This window comes from Burkholderia sp. AU31624 (assembly GCF_020420065.1).
In the GTDB taxonomy this organism is placed as follows: domain Bacteria; phylum Pseudomonadota; class Gammaproteobacteria; order Burkholderiales; family Burkholderiaceae; genus Burkholderia.
Window position 1 is genome coordinate 1 of record NZ_JAIZRT010000002.1, and the last position, 20,953, is coordinate 20,953.

Sequence of the window (20,953 nt, forward strand, 5' to 3'; positions counted from 1 at the left end):
CGCTGTCGAACGTGAAGGCAGGCGTTGCGGACATGGACGCCGTGAACGTATCGCAGCTGAAGGACTCGGGCCTGATCGGCGACGACGGCAAGGCGATTGCCGCGGTGACGTACGACCGCAACGCGGATGGCACGCCGAACCTGGGTTCGGTGACGCTGGGCGGTGAAGGTTCGACGACGCCTGTCGCGCTGAAGAACGTGGCGGACGCGAAGGACGATCACGATGCACTGAACCTCGGCCAGCTGAAGAATGCAGGCCTGGTGGGTGAAGATGCCAACGGCGATCTGACGTCGGCGGCGGTGACGTACGACACGAATGCGGACGGCACGATCAACCACGACAAGGCGACGCTGGCTGGCACGGACGGCACGACGCTGTCGAACGTGAAGGCAGGCGTTGCGGACATGGACGCCGTGAACGTATCGCAGCTGAAGGACTCGGGCCTGATCGGCGACGACGGCAAGGCGATTGCCGCGGTGACGTACGACCGCAACGCGGACGGCACGCCGAACCTGGGTTCGGTGACGCTGGGCGGTGAAGGTTCGACGACGCCCGTCGCGCTGAAGAACGTGGCGGACGCGAAGGACGACCACGATGCACTGAACCTCGGCCAACTGAAGGGCACGGGCCTGGTGGGTGAAGATGCGAACGGCGAGCTGACGTCGGCAGCGGTGACGTACGACACGAATACGGACGGCACGATCAACCACGACAAGGCGACGCTGGCAGGCACGGACGGCACGACGTTGTCGAACGTGAAGGCAGGCGTTGCGGACATGGACGCGGTGAACGTCTCGCAGCTGAAGGATTCGGGCCTGATCGGCGACGACGGCAAGGCGATCGCCGCAGTGACGTACGACCGTAACGCGGACGGCACGCCGAACATGGGTTCGGTGACGCTTGGCGGTGAAGGCTCGACGACGCCTGTTGCACTGTCGAACGTGAAGGCTGGCACTGCCGACACGGACGCGGTGAACGTATCGCAGCTGAAGGACTCGGGCCTGATCGGCGACGACGGCAAGGCGATTGCCGCGGTGACGTACGACCGCAACGCGGACGGCACGCCGAACCTGGGTTCGGTGACGCTGGGCGGTGAAGGTTCGACGACGCCCGTCGCGCTGAAGAACGTCGCGGACGCAAAGGACGACCACGATGCACTGAACCTCGGCCAACTGAAGGGCACGGGCCTGGTGGGTGAAGATGCGAACGGCGAGCTGACGTCGGCAGCGGTGACGTACGACACGAATACGGACGGCACGATCAACCACGACAAGGCGACGCTGGCAGGCACGGACGGCACGACGTTGTCGAACGTGAAGGCAGGCGTTGCGGACATGGACGCGGTGAACGTCTCGCAGCTGAAGGATTCGGGCCTGATCGGCGACGACGGCAATGCAATCGCCGCCGTGACGTACGACCGCAATGCAGACGGTACGCCGAACTACAACGCGGTGACGCTGGGCGGCGGCAATGCCTCCGGCCCGGTGACGCTGTCCAACGTGGCTGCCGGTGTTGCACCGACTGACGCCGTCAACGTCCAGCAGATGCAAAAGGCCGTGGTCGAAGGCAACCCGTATATCGGCGGCTTTGGCGCGAACGCGAACACGCTCGCCGCGCAGGCGACCAAGATCAACGCAGTGGCGCTGGGTCTTGGTTCGGTCGCAAACGAAGTCAACACGATCTCCGTCGGTAACGGCGGTGCGGGGCTGCTGCGTCGTATCACCAACGTGCAGAACGGCCAGGCGGATACGGATGTCGCGACGGTCGGTCAAGTGAACGAACTGTTGGGCGTGACGTCGACGAGCACGAAGACGGCGATCAGCAGCATCGACACGAAGACGCAGAGTGCGATCATGGATGTGAATAGCCGCCTTGACGCGATCAACACGATGATGAACACGACCGCGAGCACCGATCCTTACGTGCGAGTGGACGGTGCCGGCGACGGGAGCGACGATGCGTTCGCGGGTTCCGGCACATTCGGCGTGGCGATCGGCGCGGACGCGAGCGCATCGGGCGTGACGGCAGTCGCGATCGGCCCGCAGGCGGTATCGTCGGGGAGTGCAGCGGTCGCGATTGGCGCAGGCGCGTCAGCAACGTCGGCGGGCGCCGTGGCGTTCGGCAGCAGCAGCGCGACCGGCGCGAACGCACTGTCACTGGGTAACGGTACGGTTGCCACCGGCAACAACTCGATTGCGGCAGGTTTCAACACGCAGGCATCGGGCGTGAACTCGTTCGCCATGGGTAACACGGCGCGTGCCAACGCGGCGGATTCGATCGCGTTCGGCACCACCGCGCAGGTCGATGCGGCCGCGACGAACTCGATCGCGATTGGCCGTGCAGCCAATGTGACCAGCACGGCACTGAATTCGGTGGCACTGGGCGCGAGCTCGACGGCGGATCGTCTGAATTCGGTTTCGGTCGGCTCGTCTGGCCAGCAACGTCAGATCATCTATGTCGCGCGCGGCACGGCCAATACCGACGCGGTGAACGTCAGCCAGTTGCGCGATGCCGTCTCGGCATTCGGCGGCAAGGCGGGTGTGGGCGCGGACGGTTCCATCGTGAATCCGACTTACACCATCGATGGCAAGACGTACAACAACGTGGGTGACGCGCTCGATGCGCTGGCCGCAACGAGCGGTGGTGGCGGAGCCAACCCGTTGGCCGTGATATACGACGACGCGACGAAGGGCTCGGTGACGCTGGGCGGCACGGGTTCGACGACGCCTGTCGCGCTGTCGAACGTGAAGGCCGGCACTGCCGACACGGACGCGGTGAACGTCTCGCAGCTGAAGGATTCGGGCCTGATCGGCGACGACGGCAAGGCAATCGCCGCAGTGACGTATGACCGCAACGCGGACGGCACGCCGAACCTGGGTTCGGTGACGCTGGGCGGTGAAGGTTCGACGACGCCTGTCGCGCTGAAGAACGTCGCGGACGCAAAGGACGACCACGATGCACTGAACCTCGGCCAGCTGAAGAACGCGGGCCTGGTGGGTGAAGATACGAACGGCGAGCTGACGTCGGCAGCGGTGACGTACGACACGAATACGGACGGCACAATCAACCACGACAAGGCGACACTGGCAGGCACCGACGGCACGACGCTGTCGAACGTGAAGGCAGGCGTTGCGGACATGGACGCGGTGAACGTCTCGCAGTTGAAGGATTCGGGCCTGATCGGCGACGACGGCAAGGCGATCGCTGCAGTGACGTACGACCGCAACGCGGACGGCACGCCGAACATGGGTTCGGTGACGTTGGGCGGTGAAGGTTCGACGACACCTGTCGCGCTGAAGAACGTGGCGGATGCGAAGGACGATCACGACGCACTGAACCTCGGCCAGCTGAAGGACGCAGGCCTGGTGGGTGACGACGGCGCGGGCAATCTGACGTCGCTGGCCGTGAAGTACGACAGCGCGACGAAGGACAAGGTGACGCTGGAAGGCACGAACGGCACGACGATCACGAACCTGACGGCGGGTGCGGTGAACGCAACCAGCATGGACGCCGTGAACGGCTCGCAGCTGTACGGCCTCGCGGACAGCGTTGCGTCGACGCTCGGCGGCGGCACGACGGTCGGTTCGGACGGCAAGCTGGCGAACACGTCGTTCACCGTGAACGGCAAAGGCTACACGACGGTCGAGCAGGCTATTCAGGCTGCAGCCACGTCCGGCGCGACGGATTCGTTCGCCGTGCGCTACGACATGAAGCCCGACGGCACGATCGACACCGACAAGGCGACGCTGGCCGGTACGGACGGCACGACGATCTCGAATGTGAAGGCGGGCGAAGTGAGCGCGACCAGCATGGACGCGATCAACGGTTCGCAGCTGCATGGCGTGTCGCAGAGCGTGGCCGATTCGCTGGGCGGCGGTTCGACCGTCGGCGCGGACGGTACGGTGACGAACCCGACGTACACGCTGGCCGACCCGACGGACGGGTCGAAGACGGTGGCGTATGACAACGTGGGCGACGCACTGTCGAACCTGGATGGCCGCACGACGACGAACACCCAGAACATCACGGTGATCAACCAGCAGCTGGCCGATTCGGGCCTGGTCGATCCGGTGACGGGGCAGTCGATCGCGGCGGTGACGTACGACCGTAACACCGACGGCACGCCGAACCTCGACAAGGTGACGCTGAAGGGCACGGACGGCACGACGCTGTCGAACGTGAAGGCAGGCGTTGCGGACATGGACGCGGTGAACGTCTCGCAGCTGAAGGATTCGGGCCTGATCGGCGACGACGGCAAGTCGATCGCCGCGGTGACGTACGACGACGCGACGAAGGGCTCGGTGACGCTGGGCGGCACGGCCGCAACGACGCCCGTCGCACTGAAGAACGTGGCAGACGCGAAGGACGACCACGACGCACTGAACCTCGGTCAGCTGAAGAACGCGGGTCTGGTGGGTGAAGATGCCAACGGCAACCTGACGTCGGCAGCGGTGACGTACGACACGAACCTGGACGGCACGATCAACCACGACAAGGCGACGCTGGCAGGCACGGACGGCACGACGCTGTCGAACGTGAAGGCAGGCGTGGCAGACATGGACGCGGTGAACGTGGGCCAGTTGAAGTCGGCAGGCCTGATTGCACCGGTCGATCCGACCGATCCGGGTGCGGGGCTGGCATCGCTCGCGGTGACGTACGGCACGAACGCCGACGGCACGGCGAACTTCGATCAGGTCAAGCTGGCCGGTACGAACGGCACGACGATCACGAACGTGAAGGCGGGCGAAGTGAGCGCGACCAGCATGGACGCGATCAACGGCGCGCAACTGCATGGCGTGTCGCAGAGCGTGGCCGATTCGCTGGGCGGCGGCTCGACCGTCGGCACGGATGGCACGGTGACGAACCCGACGTACACGCTGGCCGATCCGACGGACGGATCGAAGAAGGTTGCCTACGACAACGTGGGCGACGCACTGTCGAACCTGGACGGCCGCACGACGACGAACACCGAGAACATCACGGTGATCAACCAGCAGCTGGCCGATTCGGGCCTGGTCGATCCGGTGACGGGGCAGTCGATCGCGGCGGTGACGTACGACCGTAACACCGACGGCACGCCGAACCTGGGTTCGGTGACGCTGGGCGGCGCCAACGCAGCCGCGCCTGTCGCGCTGAAGAACGTCGCAGCCGGCGTGGATCGTAACGACGCGGTGAACGTGGGCCAGTTGAAGGACACGGGCCTCGTGACGCAGGTCGACCCGACCAACCCGGCAGCGGGTCTGGCGTCGCTCGCGGTGACCTACGGCAAGAACGCGGACGGTACGGCGAACTTCGACCAGGTCGCGCTGGCCGGTACGAACGGCACGACGATCACGAACGTCCACGCAGGCGCGGTCAACGCGACCAGCACGGACGCCGTGAACGGCTCACAGCTGCACGGCGTGTCGAGCAGCGTCGCGAAGTCGCTGGGCGGCGGCGCGAGCGTCGACGCGAACGGCAACGTGACGAACCCGTCGTACGTCGTCAACAACCAGACGTTCGACAACGTCGGCGATGCGATCGAGAACATCTCGAGCAGCCTGGCCGACGGGTCGATCGGTCTCGTCCAGCAGGACGAAACGACGCGCGACATCACGGTTGCGAAAGGCACTGACGGCACGTCGGTGAACTTCGCGGGCACGGCGGGCAACCGCGTGCTGACCGGTGTGGCGGCGGGCGAGGTGAGCGCGACGAGCGTCGACGCGATCAACGGTTCGCAACTGCACGGCACGGCACAGAGCGTCGCCGACGTGATCGGCGGCGGCACGACGGTCGATGCCGACGGCAAGCTCGCGGATACGGCGATCGAGGTGAACGGCAGCAAGTACAAGACCGTGGCCGAAGCAGTCCAGGCCGCGGCCGCGTACGGCGCGACCGACTCGCTCGCGGTGCGTTACGACCTGAACGGCGACGGCACGCCGAACTTCGGTTCGGTGACCCTCGGCGGGACGGGTGCGGCGCCGGTGCGGCTGACGAACGTCGCGGACGGCACGAGCCAGTACGACGCGGTGAACTTCGGCCAGTTGAGCCAGCTCAGCGACCGGATCGGGGATATCGACGGGCGTGTCGGCGTGCTCGAGCAGAACCCGGGCGGTGGCGGTGGCTCCAGCCCGATCGGCAGCGACTACTTCCAAGCGACCGACACCGGTACAGGCACGACCCCGGCCAATGCCGGCACGGGGACGGGCAACACGGCAGCCGGTTCGGGCGCGGTGGTCGGCACGGGCGCGAACAACGCCACGGTCGTCGGCTCGAACGCGAACGCGTCGATGAGCAACGGCACCGCGATCGGTTCCGGTGCGAACAGCTCCGCCGAAGGCGCCACGGCGATCGGCAGCGGCGCCATGGCGTCGGGCAGCAACTCGGCGGCGATCGGCAACCGTGCGAACGCCTCCGGTTCGAACTCGGTCGCGCTGGGCGCCGGTTCCGTGGCCACGGACGACAACACCGTGTCCGTCGGGTCGGCACTGCAGCAGCGCACGATCTCGAACGTGGCGGACGGCGTGAACGCGTCCGACGCCGCGACGAAGGGCCAGCTCGACCGCGCTATGGGCGGCATGCAGGGTCAGATCAACGACCTGTCGCGCAATGCGTACTCGGGTATCGCCGCAGCGACCGCGCTGACGATGATTCCGGGTGTCGATCCGGGCAAGACGATCTCGTTCGGTGTCGGCGGTGCGACCTTCAAGGGCTATCAGGCAGTGGCGTTCGGCGGGGAAGCCCGCATTACGCAGAACCTGAAGATGAAGGCGGGCGTGGGTCTGTCGAGCGGCGGCAACACCGTCGGCGTGGGCGCTTCGTATCAGTGGTAAGGCGGCGGGCGGGGCTTGAGCCCCGCCCGGCCCTTTCAAGCCAAGTCATTCCATTCAACTCGTATCAGGCGTCCGCCGCCACGGTGGACGTTTCACCATGACCATGAAAACCTTGTTGTTGCGCGCCGCATCGGTCGGCGCGATCGTAATGGCGCTCGGTGCGTGCACCACGCAGTCGGGCCTCACCTATGACATCCGTGCCGTGTCGGTGCCGGGCCAGCCGGACAACGTGTTCCGCGTGAGCTGCGACGGGCTGCTCGGCAGCGCGAATGCCTGCGCGCGTGCGGCGGAGGAGTTCTGCCAGGGGCAGGGCTTCACGCCGCTGCAGATGATCGACCGCGTGTACAGCCGCTCGGTGATGAAGGATCCGCGCGAAATCACGTTCATGTGCGGTAAGCCACAGCCGAAGCCGGTTGCCCAGCCGCAACCGCAACCGCAGCCTGCGCCGCAGCCGGTCCCGCAGCGCCAGGTGCTGCTGCAGGGCGACGCGAATTTCGCGCTCGACAGCGCGGCGCTGACGCCGCAGGCGCGCCAGGCGCTCGACCGGTTCATCGAAATCAACCGCGGTGCCGAATTCCGCCGCGTGGCGCTCACGGGCTTCACGGACTCGACGGGTAGCGCCGCGCACAACAAGAAGCTGTCGGACGCTCGCGCGCGCACGGTGATGGAATATTTGCGCGGCAACGGGCTGAAGGCGCAGTCGTTCTTCTCCGAAGGGGTCGGTGCCGCCGATCCGATCGCGTCCAATGCGACGGTGGAAGGCCGCGCGCAGAACCGCCGTGTCGAGATTCGCATCGACGCGCAGTGATGCCGTAAGCCGACCGGCATCGCCGATGCCCTTGCCCGCGCCTCGCGCGGGCATCCGAAACCGCCCGCTCGACCCGAGCCGGCGGTTTTTTCATGGTGGCGTCCGGTCCGGATGCCGGCGGCCGCCGATCCATGGATGACACCCCGGTTTCATGCGAAGATAGCGCCCACTACGATCCACGACGACGCGATCGCGTCGTCACGGGCTGGCGAGCGGCAGTGCCGCCGCGACGCCGGCCGCGGACACCTGGACGACTATGGGAAGCTATCTGATACGCGTGGTACTGGCCGACGACCATCCGGCGATGCTCGCCGGCGTCGAGCACGGGTTGTCGTCGGTGCCGACGATCCAGCTGACCGGCAAGGCCGGCAGTTCGACCGAACTGATCCGGCTGCTCGAAGCCGGGTCGTGCGACGTCGTGGTGTCCGACTATGCGATGCCGGGCAGCGCGCACGGCGACGGCATCACGCTGTTCTCCTACCTGCAACGCCATTTCCCGAAGGCCAAGCTGGTCGTGCTGACCATGCTCGACAACCCGGCCGTGATCGGCGCGCTGACACGGCTCGGCATCACCTGCATCGTCAGCAAGTCCGACACGGTCGATCACCTGATTCCCGCGATTCACGCGGCCGCGACGGGCGGCACGTACTACTCGCCGTCGGTCGAGAAGGTCGTGCGCACGCAGACGTCGCATTCGAGCGCGCGGGCGGCCGACCAGAAGCGTGAGCTGAGCGAGCGCGAGCTTGAAGTCGTCCGGCACTACGCATCGGGGCTGACGGTCAACGAAATCGCGGAGAAGCTGAGCCGCAGCAAGAAGACCATCAGCACGCAGAAGGCGCGCGCGATGGAAAAGCTCGGGCTGGAAAAAGATATCGACCTGCTTCGCTATGCGATCGAGCACGGGATCGTCGCCGCGTCGGGCAGCGAAGGACGCAGCGGCGGGGTGGAAGAAGAGGGGCAAGGCACCGACCCGGCCTGACGGGGCGCGTGCCGAGGCGCGCCGCCTCGTGGCGAGGCAGCGCGAAGCGTGTGCCTGCGGCGTGCACCGGGGCCGCACGGGCACCGGTGCTTTCATTCAGGGCTGCGGCGTATTCAGTCCGCTCCGCCGGCGTTTTTGGCCGGCGCATAGCCATAGTCGGTCACGAGACCGCATGCGATCGCATAACGGACGAGATCGACGTCGCGGTCGATACTGAGCTTCTGCATCGCCGAGCTCTTTTGCGTGCTGATGGTTTTCTTGCTTCGATTCAGTTTCTCGGCGATCTCGTTGACCGACAGTCCGGACGAAAACAGTCGGATCACCTCCACTTCGCGGACCGACAGGGCCAGCGTCTTGCCGCCCACGCCGCCTGTACTGCGCAGGATCTTGTCCATCGAGGGCGACAGGTAGCGACCGTTCGTGTAGGCCGCATGGATCGCCATCGTCAGGTGGTTCGGCATGTCCGACTTGCTGACGATGCATGCGATGCCGAGATCGATCAGCGCGCGTAACGCGACCGCGTTTTCCATCATCGTCATCACGACGATCTTCAGGCCGGGGAAGCGTTTGAGGATGGCGGTGAACAGCGCGAGGCCGTCGCCGAATTCGATGCCGGGCATCGCGTAGTCGGAGACGAGCACGTCGCACGGATGGTTCGCCAGCGCTTCCATTAACTCGGTCGAGTTGTGCGCGGTGGCGACGACCGCGACGGTGTTCGTCGCGGACAGCTCATAGCGGGCGCCGATGACGATTGCCGGATGGTCGTCGGCAATCGTGATGCGAATCGGAAAGGTTCTGTTCATCTTGTGTTGCGCGTCGCGACGCACCGGCCGGTGCGCGTTCGGCGTGGCTGAGACGGGTTGGAGTCGGCGCGGGGAGGCGGTCGCTTCGGGCGGTGCGGCTGGCCCGACGCGACCCCGTCGCGCCGACGGCCGGTGGCAACTCGCGGGGAATTGTCACTGGCCGTCGGCGGAAAAAGCGGGGGGATCGCTCCCCCCGCTTCGGGTCGAGGCTCCGCTTGCGCGGAGCCGTCCGGTCAGAACTCGTAGCCGACCTGGGCACGGACGCCCGCATCGCCGACCGACGTGACCGACGCCGCGCCGTTCACCAGCCACTTGCCGTTGCGCGACCGGTAGGTGGCGCCGGCGGCGACTGCCGAGCCGCTCTTGAAGTTCGCGGCGCCCAGTGCGACGACGGTCTTGCCCGGTTGCGACGGCGTCATGTTCGGCATCGCCATCGCGGCCGCGATACCGGCGTACGCGTTCTTCGCGACGTCGTTGATCGCGCGGTTCGTGTCGTTGAACCGCTGATCGACGGACTCCATCGCACGGTCGAGCTGGCCCTTCGTCGCCCCATCGGTGGCGTTGATGCCGTCCGCGATGTTGACGAGACGGCGCTCGTTGCCTTCCGAGCCGAACGACACGGTGTTGGCCTCCGTCGCAACCGAACCCTGGCCGATGGCGACCGAGCTGCTGCCCGTGGCCGATGCACCCTGGCCGAACGCCGAGCTGTTCTCACCCGACGCGACTGCACCCTGGCCGACGGCCGAGCTGTTCGAACCCGACGCAACCGAACCCTGACCGACGGCCGAGCTGTTCGAACCCGATGCGACCGCACCTTGGCCGACCGCCGACGCGTTCTCGCCCGAGGCAAGCGAACCCTGGCCGATTGCCGAGCTGTTCTCGCCCGACGCTACCGCACCGTCGCCGACGAACATCGAACCTTCGCCACCCGAGCCGGTGCCGCCGCTGCCGCCGCCCGAACCACCACCGGCTTCGAGGTCGCCGACACGGCCGGACAGATCGCCGTAACGGCTCGACAGATCGCTGTACTGCTGGGCGAACTGCTCCTGCAGATCGAACAGCTGGCTGCCGTTGACCGCTTCCATGCTCGTGGCGCTGATCTCGCCCGCCGCAACCTGGCGCAGCTTCGTGCCGTTGGTGCCGGCGAAGGTCACCGAGTCGAACGAGAGGCCGCTGTCGTAGGTGACGGCGCCGACTTCCTTGCCGGTGTAGTCGATGAGGCCCGTGGCACGCAGCTGCGACACGGTTACGACATCGTCGTCGGCCACACCGTTGGCGACGCCGGACAGCACACGCGGGCCGCCGTTGCCGGCGAAGTTCACCACCGAGCCGCCGGTGCCGGCGCCGACCGTGATCGAGCCGTCCGCCGGATTCTGCTGGACGAGACCGACCGTGCCGCTGCCGATCTGGTCGGCGAGCTTCGAGATCTGGCCTTCGTTGGTCGTCGTGCGACCGTCGAGGTTGGAGATCGCGCCGCCGACGGTGTTGACCGTGGTCGTGCCGCCGCTACCGTCGCCGACCGTGAAGGCCGGAGCCGAGATCGAACCGTCGGCGTTGACCGTCGAACCGCCGCCGATCGCTGCCGCGACGCTTTCCGACGCGCCGTGCAGTTGCGAGCCGTTGATGGCTTCGTTGCTCGTTGCCGAGACGTCGCCGGCTGCGATACCCGTCAGCTTGCGATCGCCGGCCTTGCCGGTGAAGTTCACTGCCGCGCCGTCGGTGTCCGCGCCAACCGTCAGGTCCGCACCTGCACCGGCTTGCTGGACGAGACCGACCGTTCCGCTGCCGATCTGGTCGGCGAGCTTCGAGATCTGGCCTTCGTTGGTCGTCGTGCGCCCGTCGAGGTTGGAGACTGCGTCCGCAACCGAGCCGACCGTGGTCGTGCCGCCGCTGCCGTCGCCGACCGTGAAGGACGGAGCCGAGATCGAGCCGTCGGCGTTGACCGTCGAACCGCCGCCGATCGCTGCCGCGACGCTTTCCGACGCGCCGTGCAGTTGCGAGCCGTTGATGGCTTCGTTGCTGGCTGCCGAGACGTCGCCTGCGGCGATACCCGTCAGCTTGCGATCGCCCGCCTTGCCGGTGAAGTTCACTGCGTCGCCGTCGGTGTTCGCACCGACCGTGAGATCGTCACCTGCGCTGGCTTGCTGGACGAGGCCGAGCGTGCCGCTGCCGATCTGGTCGGCGAGCTTCGAGATTGCGCCTTCGTTGGTCGACACGCGGCCGCCGAGATCCGTGATCTGGCCTTCGTTGGTCGTCGTGCGGCCGTCGAGGTTGGAGACTGCGTCCGCAACCGAGCCGACCGTGGTCGTGCCGCCGCTGCCGTCGCCGACCGTGAAGGCCGGAGCCGAGATCGAGCCGTCGGCGTTGACCGTCGAGCCGCCGCCGATCGCTGCCGCGACACTTTCCGACGCGCCGTGCAGTTGCGAGCCGTTGACGGCTTCGTTGCTGGCTGCCGAGACGTCGCCTGCGGCGATACCCGTCAGCTTGCGATCGCCCGACTTGCCGGTGAAGTTCACTGCGTCGCCGTCGGTGTTCGCGCCGACCGTCAGGTCTGCACCTGCACTGGCTTGCTGGACGAGACCAACCGTACCGCTGCCGATCTGGTCGGCGAGCTTCGAGATCTGGCCTTCGTTGGTCGTCGTGCGGCCGTCGAGGTTGGAGACTGCGTCCGCAACCGAGCCGACCGTGGTCGTGCCGCCGCTGCCGTCGCCGACCGTAAAGGCCGGAGCCGAGATCGAGCCGTCGGCGTTGACCGTCGAGCCGCCGCCGATCGCTGCCGCGACGCTTTCCGACGCGCCGTGCAGTTGCGAGCCGTTGATGGCTTCGTTGCTCGTGGCCGAGACGTCGCCTGCGGCGATACCCGTCAGCTTGCGATCTTTGGTCTTGCCGGCGAAATTCACCGCGTCGCCGTCGGTGTTTGCGCCGACCGTGAGGTCGTCACCTGCACCGGCTTGCTGGACGAGACCGACCGTACCATTCGACAACTCGTTGAGTTGGTCGTTGATCTTCGAGATGTCGCCGGTGTGTGCTGCAATGGTGTCCTTCGCGGTCGACACTTCGGCGCCAAGCGACGTCAGTGTCGTATTCGCGGTGGAGAGGGCAACATTCGTCGTCGACAATCCGGACGCCACCGTCGAGATCGATGCGTTCGTCGTCGACAGGCCCGTGTTCAACTGGCCGAGATTCACGGCGTCATTGTCTTGCGTGCCAGCGGCAACGTTGGTGATCTGGCGTCGCAGCGCCGCCGTGCCGACGGACACGCTGTTTGTGCGGTCGGTTTGCGAACCGAACCCGAGCGCTACCGACTCGCTGTGAGACGCGATTGCACTATCGCCGAGCGCGACTGAGTGGCTGGCACTCGAGACGGACATGCCGCCGACCGCGACGCTCGCGCCGCCCGAGCCGGTAGCGGCAAAGCCGATTGCGGTGGCGTTCGAGCCGGTTGCCATCGCCTTGTTGCCGAAAGCAGTTGCATAGGTGTTGGATGCGCTGGCTGCGGCACCCACGGCGATCGAGCTCGCACCCGCCACGGCGGGATCCTTGCCCGAACTCGTATCGATCTTCACGTACGTATCGTCGACTTTCGTGGAGAGCGCAGTGGTCATCTGACCGAGGTTCACGGCGTCGTGGTTCTGCGTGCCGTCGGCGACGTTGACGATCTGGCGCGTTGCCGCCGTCGTGCCGACGGAAATGCTGTTGGCGCGGTCGGCCACGGAGCCTGCGCCGAGCGCAACTGCCCCGTCTGCGGACGAGTTGGCGGCTTCGCCGATGGCGATCGAGCCCGTGCCCGATGCGCTGGTGCTGACGCCGATCGCAGTGGAATTCACGCCGAGTGCATTCGCGCCGACGCCGAGTGCCATGGCATGGCTTTGCGTCGCCTTGGCGCTCATGCCGAGCGCCGTGCTGGCCGCGCCGGTTGCCGACGTGCTCGCACCGATTGCGATGGCGTTCATGGCACTCGCGCTCGAGTTGTTGCCGAGCGCAACGGCATTGCCTCCCGTGCCCTGTGCGTTTCCGCCAAGTGCGACGGCGTTTGTGCCGGCCTGTGCCGCAGCCGCACCGCCAGCATTGATCTTGATGTACGTATCGTCGATCGCGGCCATCGTACCGATGGTCCCCATCGTCCCGATCGTGCCGCCCGCAGCCTTGCACACACCCGCGCCGTCGAGCGATCCGCTCGAACCGTCCGCCGTCGTGCATGCATCGGCTGCCGCTGCGTTGCCGATTGCCGCACCGCCCAGGGCGAACGCGATCAATGCCGCACGCGCGATGCGTGCCGAACCCTTCGAATGCGACCGTGCCGTCTCGGCTGCTGCGGTCCACGTGTTGGTCGTTGCGTTCCAGATGCTGCGATAGGTCTTGTTCATTTCCCCTACTCCTTTCAGTTTGTCAGGTGACAAACCCATGGTAGGGATTGGCTTCGTTCTGATCAGTCGTCCACGGCTGATTCGAGATAGCGTTTTTGTAGGGCAAGTCCTACGCGTGTGCGCAGACGTGCACGGGTGCGGAAAGCGAGCTGGAAAGGGATGCGGGCAAGCGCGTGCGAACGCGCCGCGCTCAGGCCGGTGGCGTATGCGTCGCGCGCCGCTGCAGCGCGTCGCGTGCGTGACTTTCGGCTTGTGCAAGTTGCGCGTCGAACGAGGTCATGTCGCCGGCATGCACGGCGGCCTGGAGCGCGCCGATCGCATCTGCCACGTCATGCTCGTGAATCGTCGCAAACGCGCCGCGCAGCGAATGCAGCTCGTGACGGAGTACGGCGATGTCGTTGCGCTCGCGCGCGTCGCGGATCGACGCGAGCGATTGCACGAGGCTCGTTTCCAGCAGCGCATGCACGTCCGGCGGCAACGGGCCGGCCGCGAGATCGACGAGCGTACGCCGTGGCGCGGTCTGTGCGGATGCGGCGCATGCGTGCCGCCGCACGGTTCGGTCGATTGTCGCGAGCAGCACCGGCTTCACGAGCACTGCGATGATCCCGGCCTCCGCGCAGCGCGCATGCTCGGCGGCGCTTGCGTGTGCCGTGACGGCGACCACCGGCATGTCCGGATACTGGGCGCGCAGCACGCGAGCCAGCGTGTAGCCGTCCATGCCCGGCATGTTCAGGTCGGTCATCACGAGGTCGTAGCGCGTATCTGCGCAGCGTCGCAGCGCTGACGCGCCTTCCTCGGCCGCATCGGCCACATAGCCGAGCGTGACGAGCTGACCCTGCAGCAGCTTGCGGTTGACCGGATGATCGTCGACGACGAGCACGCGCGCGGTGACCGACGGCAATGCGTGGTCGTCGGCCTGAGCCGCATCGTGCTCGGCGATCTGTGTGCTGCTTGCGGCATGCATCGGCAGCGTGACGACGAATGTGCTGCCCTTGCCGGGTTCGCTCGTCACGTCCACGGTGCCCCGCATCATCTGCGTGAGCTGTTTGGTCAGCGCGAGCCCCAGGCCCGTGCCGCCGTAGCGGCGCGTGATCGACGTGTCGGCTTGCGTGAACGGGCGGAACAGCGTCGCGCGCTGCGCTTCGCTCATGCCGATGCCCGTGTCGCTCACGCCGATCGCAATGGGCGAATCCGGATTCGTGTCGTCGCGTAGATAGACCTCGAGCGTGACTTCCCCATGGTTCGTGAACTTGATCGCATTGCCGAGCAGGTTCGCCGCGATCTGCCGGATGCGCGTCGGATCGCCGAGATAGCGCGGGGCCAGTGCGTCGTCGACGAATACGTCGAACTGCAGCCCTTTCGCGGCCGCGAGCGGTTCGAACATCGCGCCGGTCCGCCGGATCGTCTCCGTGAGATCGAACGGGATCGCCTCGATCGTCATCTGTCCGGCCTCGATCTTCGACAGGTCGAGGATGTCGTTGATCAGGTCGAGCAGGACCGACGACGCGCCTTCGACCGTCTGCAGCCGATCGCGCTGGGTATCGGCGAGCGGTTCGCGGCCGATCAGTTCGAGATTGCCGAGGATCGCGTTGAGCGGCGTGCGGATCTCGTGGCTCATCGTCGCGAGGAACGCCGATTTCGCGTTGTTCGCGGCGTCGGCCGCGCGGCGCGCTTCGTCGAGCTGACGCTCGACGTTCTTCTGCGACGTGATGTCGGAGAAGTTGCACAGCACGGCATCCGCATCGCGGTAGCGGGTGCGCACGAGGTTGACGAGCAGGTCGACCGTGTCGCCCTGTGCGGTCGGCAGCGACACGTACTGGTCGGTCTGCCACGCGAGCGCGTCGGGCGAGCGGTCGAAATGCGCGAGCAGCCGTGCGGCAAGCGGCGGCCCGCTCGCGAGCCGTGCGTCGTACGCGCGCATCGTGTCGTTCTGCAGCAGCACCGCGCCATCGGCCAGCGCCAGCAGCGCGATGCCGGACGGGGCAGCCTCGACGATGGTCCGGTTCAGGCCCTCGCTTTCGATCACGCGGCGTGTGCGCGCATCGTCGGGTTTCAGCACCTTGCGGTCGAACAGCACGAGAAGCGTCCACACCAGCGCGAGCGCGGCCAGCATGACCACGACGTACCAGCCGGCGCGCAGGCCGATCGTCGTGAGCAGCGACGTGGCGGAGAACGTCTGCACGAGCGTCCAGTCGGTGTCCGGAATCGGCTGGCTGAGCGCGAAGCGGCCGCTGCCGTAGGCGGTGTGCGGGCCGCTGCCAGGGATGGCGCGGGTGCGGACCGCGAGGCGCTGGGTTTCCGCAAGTGCGGCGGCATCGCTCGCGGCCGCGCCGGCGCGCAGCAGCGGGCGGCCCTGCGCATCGGCGATGATCGCCGTGTCCGTCGGGTCGTCCATCGCGAGGCGCTCCTGCAGCACGCTGACCGGGAGCGTCGAGATGAACACGGCTTGGGGCACGTTCGCGACATAGACGGCGCCGGCGATCCGGAACACGTCACGCCGCTGCACGGGGTCGTACGCGGGCGCATACCATGCGAACCGGTCGGCTGGCGGCGTCGCGATGCCGCCCGCGACCTGGTCGAGCAGCGCGGCCGCACCGGGCGTACGGGCCAGCACGTCGGCGTCGGCAGGGGCGGCCGCGGGAATGACCAGCGCAAAGTGTCGATCGGGACGATACGTATAACCGGCGATCTCGCGATTGACGTCGTGTTTGGCGACGTAGGCGCCGACCCGGTAGGTCATGTCGCTCGCCATCGCCAGATCGTGCGCGTAGGAGGCGGCTGGCAGGTCGGGCGACAGGTCGGCCAGCACGAGCGACGGCGGGAATTGCGGGCTGCCTTGCAGCACGAGCCGCCCATGCCCGGCCGCCAGTTTCGCGACGAGTGTGTCATCGGTCGGACGCGTGTTCCAGACCGCGTCGTCGTGCGTGACGAGCGTATCCATGCCGGTCGTGCGCAGCTTGAACGTGAACTGGACGAGGAACTGGCGCACCGCGAAGGCCGCATAGCGCTGCTGGATCGCTTCACGGGCCATCGCGTACAACATCAGGCCGCTGGCCAGCAGGATCGCGATCGTCACGGCGACGCCGCCGCCATAGAGCAGCGCGCGCTGGCGGCGGCCGGTGCGCGTGCGCTGCGGGTTGCCGGTGACGGCACGGGAACGATCGGGTTCGACGCGGTGGTCCATCGGGGCGGGTCGGGCGGCCAGGGTTTCGCCATGATAATGGAGACCGGGCACGGCGCAACGGTGCCCGTCGGGCCCGCGACGCGCGTGCGCGTTACGGGATGCCGCTACGTCTGCCTGCCCGGGCTTCTGGCGTACACGTCACGAGCCGGTACCCGACGCCATACAGCGTCATCATCCGCACGCCATGCCGGCCGTCGAGTTCGAGCCGGTCGCGTAGGTACGAGACATGCGTATCGAGCCGCCGGCTATGCGATGCAATGAGCGAGCCCCACACGAGCTGGCTGACGTGCGCGCGATCCAGTGCACGGCCCATGTTCAGGAAGAACGCGGTGACGATCTGGAAGTGTTTCTCTGCCAGCACGTGCTCTTGGCCCGCGACGCGCACGATGCGTTGGGCTGCATCGAACTCGAAGCAGCCGATTCGCCATTGGCGGTGATGCGTGGCCCGGTGATGCGACCACTTGAGCCAGGTCGACATGCTCGAGATCAGTGCCTCGGAGGATGTCGAGTAAGCCAGGTGCTCGTTCGACCCGGCCAGGAAGCAGGCACTGCGCGACGCGTCCGCGTCGCGCTGGCTGATCGACAGGATCGGGACCGTGTCGGTGAAGTGTGCGCGCAGCGCGCGGATCGCGTCGAGCGTGCGGCAGCACGCCGTCTCGCATTGCACGATGAACAGGTCGAACGACTGCGTGCCGCAGGCCGCGAACAGGTCCGGCAGATACTCGAAGCGCGATGGCCGGTAGCGGGCCCGGCGCAGGATGTCGTCGATGCGCAGCCGGTCGTAGCCGTGTCCTGCGCGGCGCAGGCGATCGTCGAACGCGATGCGGCCGGGGTGATCGATCGTCAGGATCGCGATGGAGGTCGAAGGGGCGTCGGTCACGGTGCGAGGTGCCGGTCGGAATGGCGGCTGCGCGCGGTTGCGAGGAACGGAGCGGGCGCCGACTCATGGCCGGATGGCCGGAGGAGATCGGATTGCGCTTCGCTGCGGCGTCTTCAAAAAAGTCCCGCCGTGCAGGCGGGATTCAAATATCGACTATGGCGCCGGCACGCCTCTGGATGGGGCGGCCCGGCACAATCATTGTGATTCGTTCGGTATCGCAACGAAATCAGTCCAGTCTGAAATTGATCAGGTGTTCCGCGTTGCCTTCCATGCTGACCCCGACATACTCCGGCACCGGCTTCGGCGATAGGACTGGGCTGACGGTCGCGGCGCGCGCGATTGGGCCTGGTCCGATTGTCGGGTACCCGTCCGGCGGCGATACTCGATGCCGATCGGACAACTACAGGAGCACGGATTGCCGCGGCGAAGGTCGCGCAATGCGTCGTCGACACCATGAGCATGCTGGACATCACCGGGCATTACGCGATTCCGCTCGCGCATCCGTTTTCGGATGTGCCGCCGCCGTATGGCCGGCGCCGTCGGCCGTTCGTGGCGAACCGGCGACAGCGACCGAACGTTTTCGACCTGCGCGGCGCGAATCGCGCACAGGCAGCCGTACCCGTGTCGGCGGCCAGGCCGGTTCGCGCGCAGGATTTCGGTTCGGACAACCGGGCGTGGATCAGGCCGCATCCGATGCGTCGGCGCTGGCGCATGACGCTGATGGCGACCGCGTTGTTCGGCGTCGTGTGCGTGGTGGCCACGCATCTGGTCGACGAGCGCGCGCATGTGGCGGAACCCGGCAGCGTCTATGCGGGGGCAATTTCAATCGCGCCGGAGGCGATCATCGCGGCGCCGGTTGCGGCCGTGTCTGCGATGGTGGACGCGGCGGAGGCATCGGATGTGCCGAGCGTGTCGAATGCGTCGGCTACGAAGCCTGTCGTTTCACCGGAAGTTACATCGGCCGCAAGCATGTCGGCCGGGACGCATCCCGCACGCAACGACGATGCGGCGAAGACGCAGCCGGCACGCGATGTGTCGCGATCGACGAAGGTTGCGCGCAGCATGCCGGAGGCAGCCCGGGCGTATTCCGCCGTAGCGTCGAAGCCGGCAGTCGTCGCGCATGACCGGAAGGCGCATGACGATACGTCTGGCCAACATCGTGCGGCGCCGGTGGCCGAGGTTGTACGCGCAGCACCACTGCATGCGCACGACAATGACCGGCTTGCGGCTCAGGCGGCAGCATCGACATCCGGATCGGCCGCCGCCGTCGGCATGACCGCCGCCGAGTTCACGCACTGGCTCGCGGCGACGCGCGAGGTGGCACAGCCGGTTGCAGGCGCTACCGATCTCACGGTAGACCTGCCGGGCCATCCGCGTTTGATCGAACGTTGAGCGGCCCGAGCGTCGGTCTCGCTTTGAACGGCGGGTGTGCGTCGGCGTCGCGCTTTCCGCCGCGCGCGATCCGGACTCACGCGTGCAGCGCATCCATCTGCCGGCGTGCATTCGCCAGCCCGGCTTCGACCCCGTGCGGCTTGATGTCGAGCCCTTCGGCATAGACGAATTCCACGTCCGAGATCCCCATCAGGCCGAGCACGGCACGCAGGTAAGGCGTGACCGCATCCGTATCCTGCCCGACGTGTACGCCACCGCGGGAACTGAACACGATCGCGCTGATGCCTTCGACGAGCCCCACCGGATAGGTCTCCGTGTACCGGAACGTCACGCGTGCCCGCGCGACGAGGTCGAACCAGTTCTTCAACTGGGTCGGCACGTTGAGGTTGTACATCGGTGCGCCGATCAGCAGCAGGTCGCTGCCCTTGAGCTCGGCAATCAGTTCATCGGACAGCACGATCGCCCGTTGCGCGCGCTCGCTCGGATTGGCCGCGCCGCGCAGCGCGTGAAACAGCTCGCTGTCGAGCATCGGCAGCTCGGCGTCGACGAGATGGCGCACGATCACGTCGTCGGCATGGCCGTTGGCCTGGCGCTCGGCCAGGAACGTGTCGATCAGCGCACCGGTTTGCGACTGGCTGCCGTTGATGCTCGATTTAAGGACGAGGATGCGTGCCATGCGAAGTGCTCCGTTGCGAAGGTGAGGACGGGAACCGATCCTATCAGCCACCTTTTATCTCCAAAAGCGATAAGATCGACGCACTGTGTAGCGTATTTGTCCCCAATCGCATGCGAAACCACCTGAAGGGCATCGATGTGTTCGTCGCCGCGGCGGAAGCGAGCAGCTTTGCGGAAGCCGCGGAGAGGCTGCACATCACGCGGTCCGCGGTCGGCAAGAGCATCGCGCGCCTCGAGGAGCGGCTGGGCGTCGTGCTGTTTCAGCGGACGACGCGCAGCCAGAACCTGACCGACGAAGGCGCGTTGTTCTACGACCATTGCCTGCGCGCGATGGAGCAGATCCAGGCGGGCGAAGCGCTGCTGGAAACCGGCAAATGGCAGATGAAGGGGCGCCTGCGCGTGTCGATGCCGACGCTTTTCGGTCATCTGTGTGTGGCGCCGATCCTGATCGATCTGGTGAAGGCGCATCCCGAGCTCGATCTCGACCTGTCGTTCAGCGATCGTTCCGTCGATCTGGTCGAAGAGCGTTTCGACCTGGCGGTTCGCGTCGGCACGTTGCCGAACAGCAGCGAACTGGTGGCGCGTCCGCTGGGCGAGCACCGGATGGCGTTCTGCGCATCGCCGGCATACCTGAGCCGCTGCGGCGAACCCACGACCTATGAAGCGCTCGAACGGCACAAGGCGCTGGCCTATACGCGGTTCGGCCAGGTGCATCGCTGGCCCGTCATCGTCGAAGGTCAGCGCGTGGAATTGCAGCCCGCCGTTCGTTTGCTGTCCGACGACTTGAGCGCGCTGATGGATGCGGCCATTGCGGATCTGGGCGTCGCATGGTTGCCGTACTGGCTGGTGCGTGACGCGTTGCGCAGCGGCAGGTTGCGGGAGTTGCTGCCCGATCGGCCGGGCGTGATCTTTCCGATTCAGGCAGTGTGGCCCTACACGCTGCATCTTCCGCTGAAAGTCCGGGCCGCCGTCGATGCGCTGCTGGAACATCTGCCGGCGCGGTTGGCCGCGGTCGAGGCACGGATGTGACGAAGCGGTTGCCGCGGTTCTTTG

The 20,953-nt window shown here is 66.8% G+C and carries 10 protein-coding genes; 5 read left to right on the forward strand and 5 right to left on the reverse strand.

The window, feature by feature from the left end; all coding sequences use genetic code 11:
• The 3 genes from LGM89_RS05235 to LGM89_RS05245 form a co-directional block, all read left to right on the forward strand.
• Positions 1-6,812 (forward strand): YadA-like family protein (locus LGM89_RS05235; RefSeq protein ID WP_413227459.1); only part of this gene is annotated, 6,812 nt, incomplete at its 5' end.
• Between the two features lie 97 nt (positions 6,813-6,909).
• On the forward strand, positions 6,910-7,620 hold the full coding sequence (locus LGM89_RS05240) for an OmpA family protein (RefSeq protein ID WP_226272480.1): 711 nt from the start codon (positions 6,910-6,912) through the stop codon (positions 7,618-7,620).
• A 256-nt stretch (positions 7,621-7,876) separates the two neighbouring features.
• Positions 7,877-8,599 (forward strand): response regulator transcription factor, encoded by a 723-nt coding sequence (locus LGM89_RS05245; RefSeq protein ID WP_226272481.1) that lies wholly within the window; start codon positions 7,877-7,879, stop codon positions 8,597-8,599.
• 113 nt (positions 8,600-8,712) lie between these two features.
• Here LGM89_RS05245 and LGM89_RS05250 read toward each other — a convergent pair whose 3' ends face one another.
• The 4 genes from LGM89_RS05250 to LGM89_RS05265 form a co-directional block, all read right to left on the reverse strand.
• Entirely contained in the window at positions 8,713-9,402 is a 690-nt protein-coding gene (locus tag LGM89_RS05250; protein WP_226272482.1) for a response regulator, read from the reverse strand.
• A gap of 233 nt (positions 9,403-9,635) precedes the next feature.
• A complete protein-coding gene (locus LGM89_RS05255; protein ID WP_226272483.1) occupies positions 9,636-14,027 on the reverse strand; it encodes an ESPR-type extended signal peptide-containing protein in 4,392 nt (1,463 codons plus the stop codon).
• On the reverse strand, positions 13,960-16,953 hold the full coding sequence (locus LGM89_RS05260) for an ATP-binding protein (protein ID WP_226272484.1): 2,994 nt from the start codon (positions 16,951-16,953) through the stop codon (positions 13,960-13,962). The genes LGM89_RS05255 and LGM89_RS05260 overlap by 68 nt, the downstream gene beginning before the upstream one ends.
• A gap of 91 nt (positions 16,954-17,044) precedes the next feature.
• Entirely contained in the window at positions 17,045-17,833 is a 789-nt protein-coding gene (locus LGM89_RS05265; RefSeq protein ID WP_226272485.1) for a winged helix-turn-helix domain-containing protein, read from the reverse strand.
• 339 nt (positions 17,834-18,172) lie between these two features.
• Between LGM89_RS05265 and LGM89_RS05270 the strand changes: the two genes are divergently transcribed.
• Positions 18,173-19,225 (forward strand): serine protease, encoded by a 1,053-nt coding sequence (locus tag LGM89_RS05270; RefSeq protein WP_226272486.1) that lies wholly within the window; start codon positions 18,173-18,175, stop codon positions 19,223-19,225.
• Between the two features lie 76 nt (positions 19,226-19,301).
• On the opposite strand, the gene LGM89_RS05275 is transcribed toward LGM89_RS05270, so the two are convergent.
• Positions 19,302-19,901, reverse strand: coding sequence for an NAD(P)H-dependent oxidoreductase (locus LGM89_RS05275; protein ID WP_226272487.1), 600 nt, complete (start codon positions 19,899-19,901; stop codon positions 19,302-19,304).
• Between LGM89_RS05275 and LGM89_RS05280 the strand changes: the two genes are divergently transcribed.
• On the forward strand, positions 19,895-20,929 hold the full coding sequence (locus LGM89_RS05280; RefSeq protein WP_226272488.1) for a LysR family transcriptional regulator: 1,035 nt from the start codon (positions 19,895-19,897) through the stop codon (positions 20,927-20,929). The genes LGM89_RS05275 and LGM89_RS05280 overlap by 7 nt on opposite strands.
• Positions 20,930-20,953 lie beyond the last annotated feature (24 nt).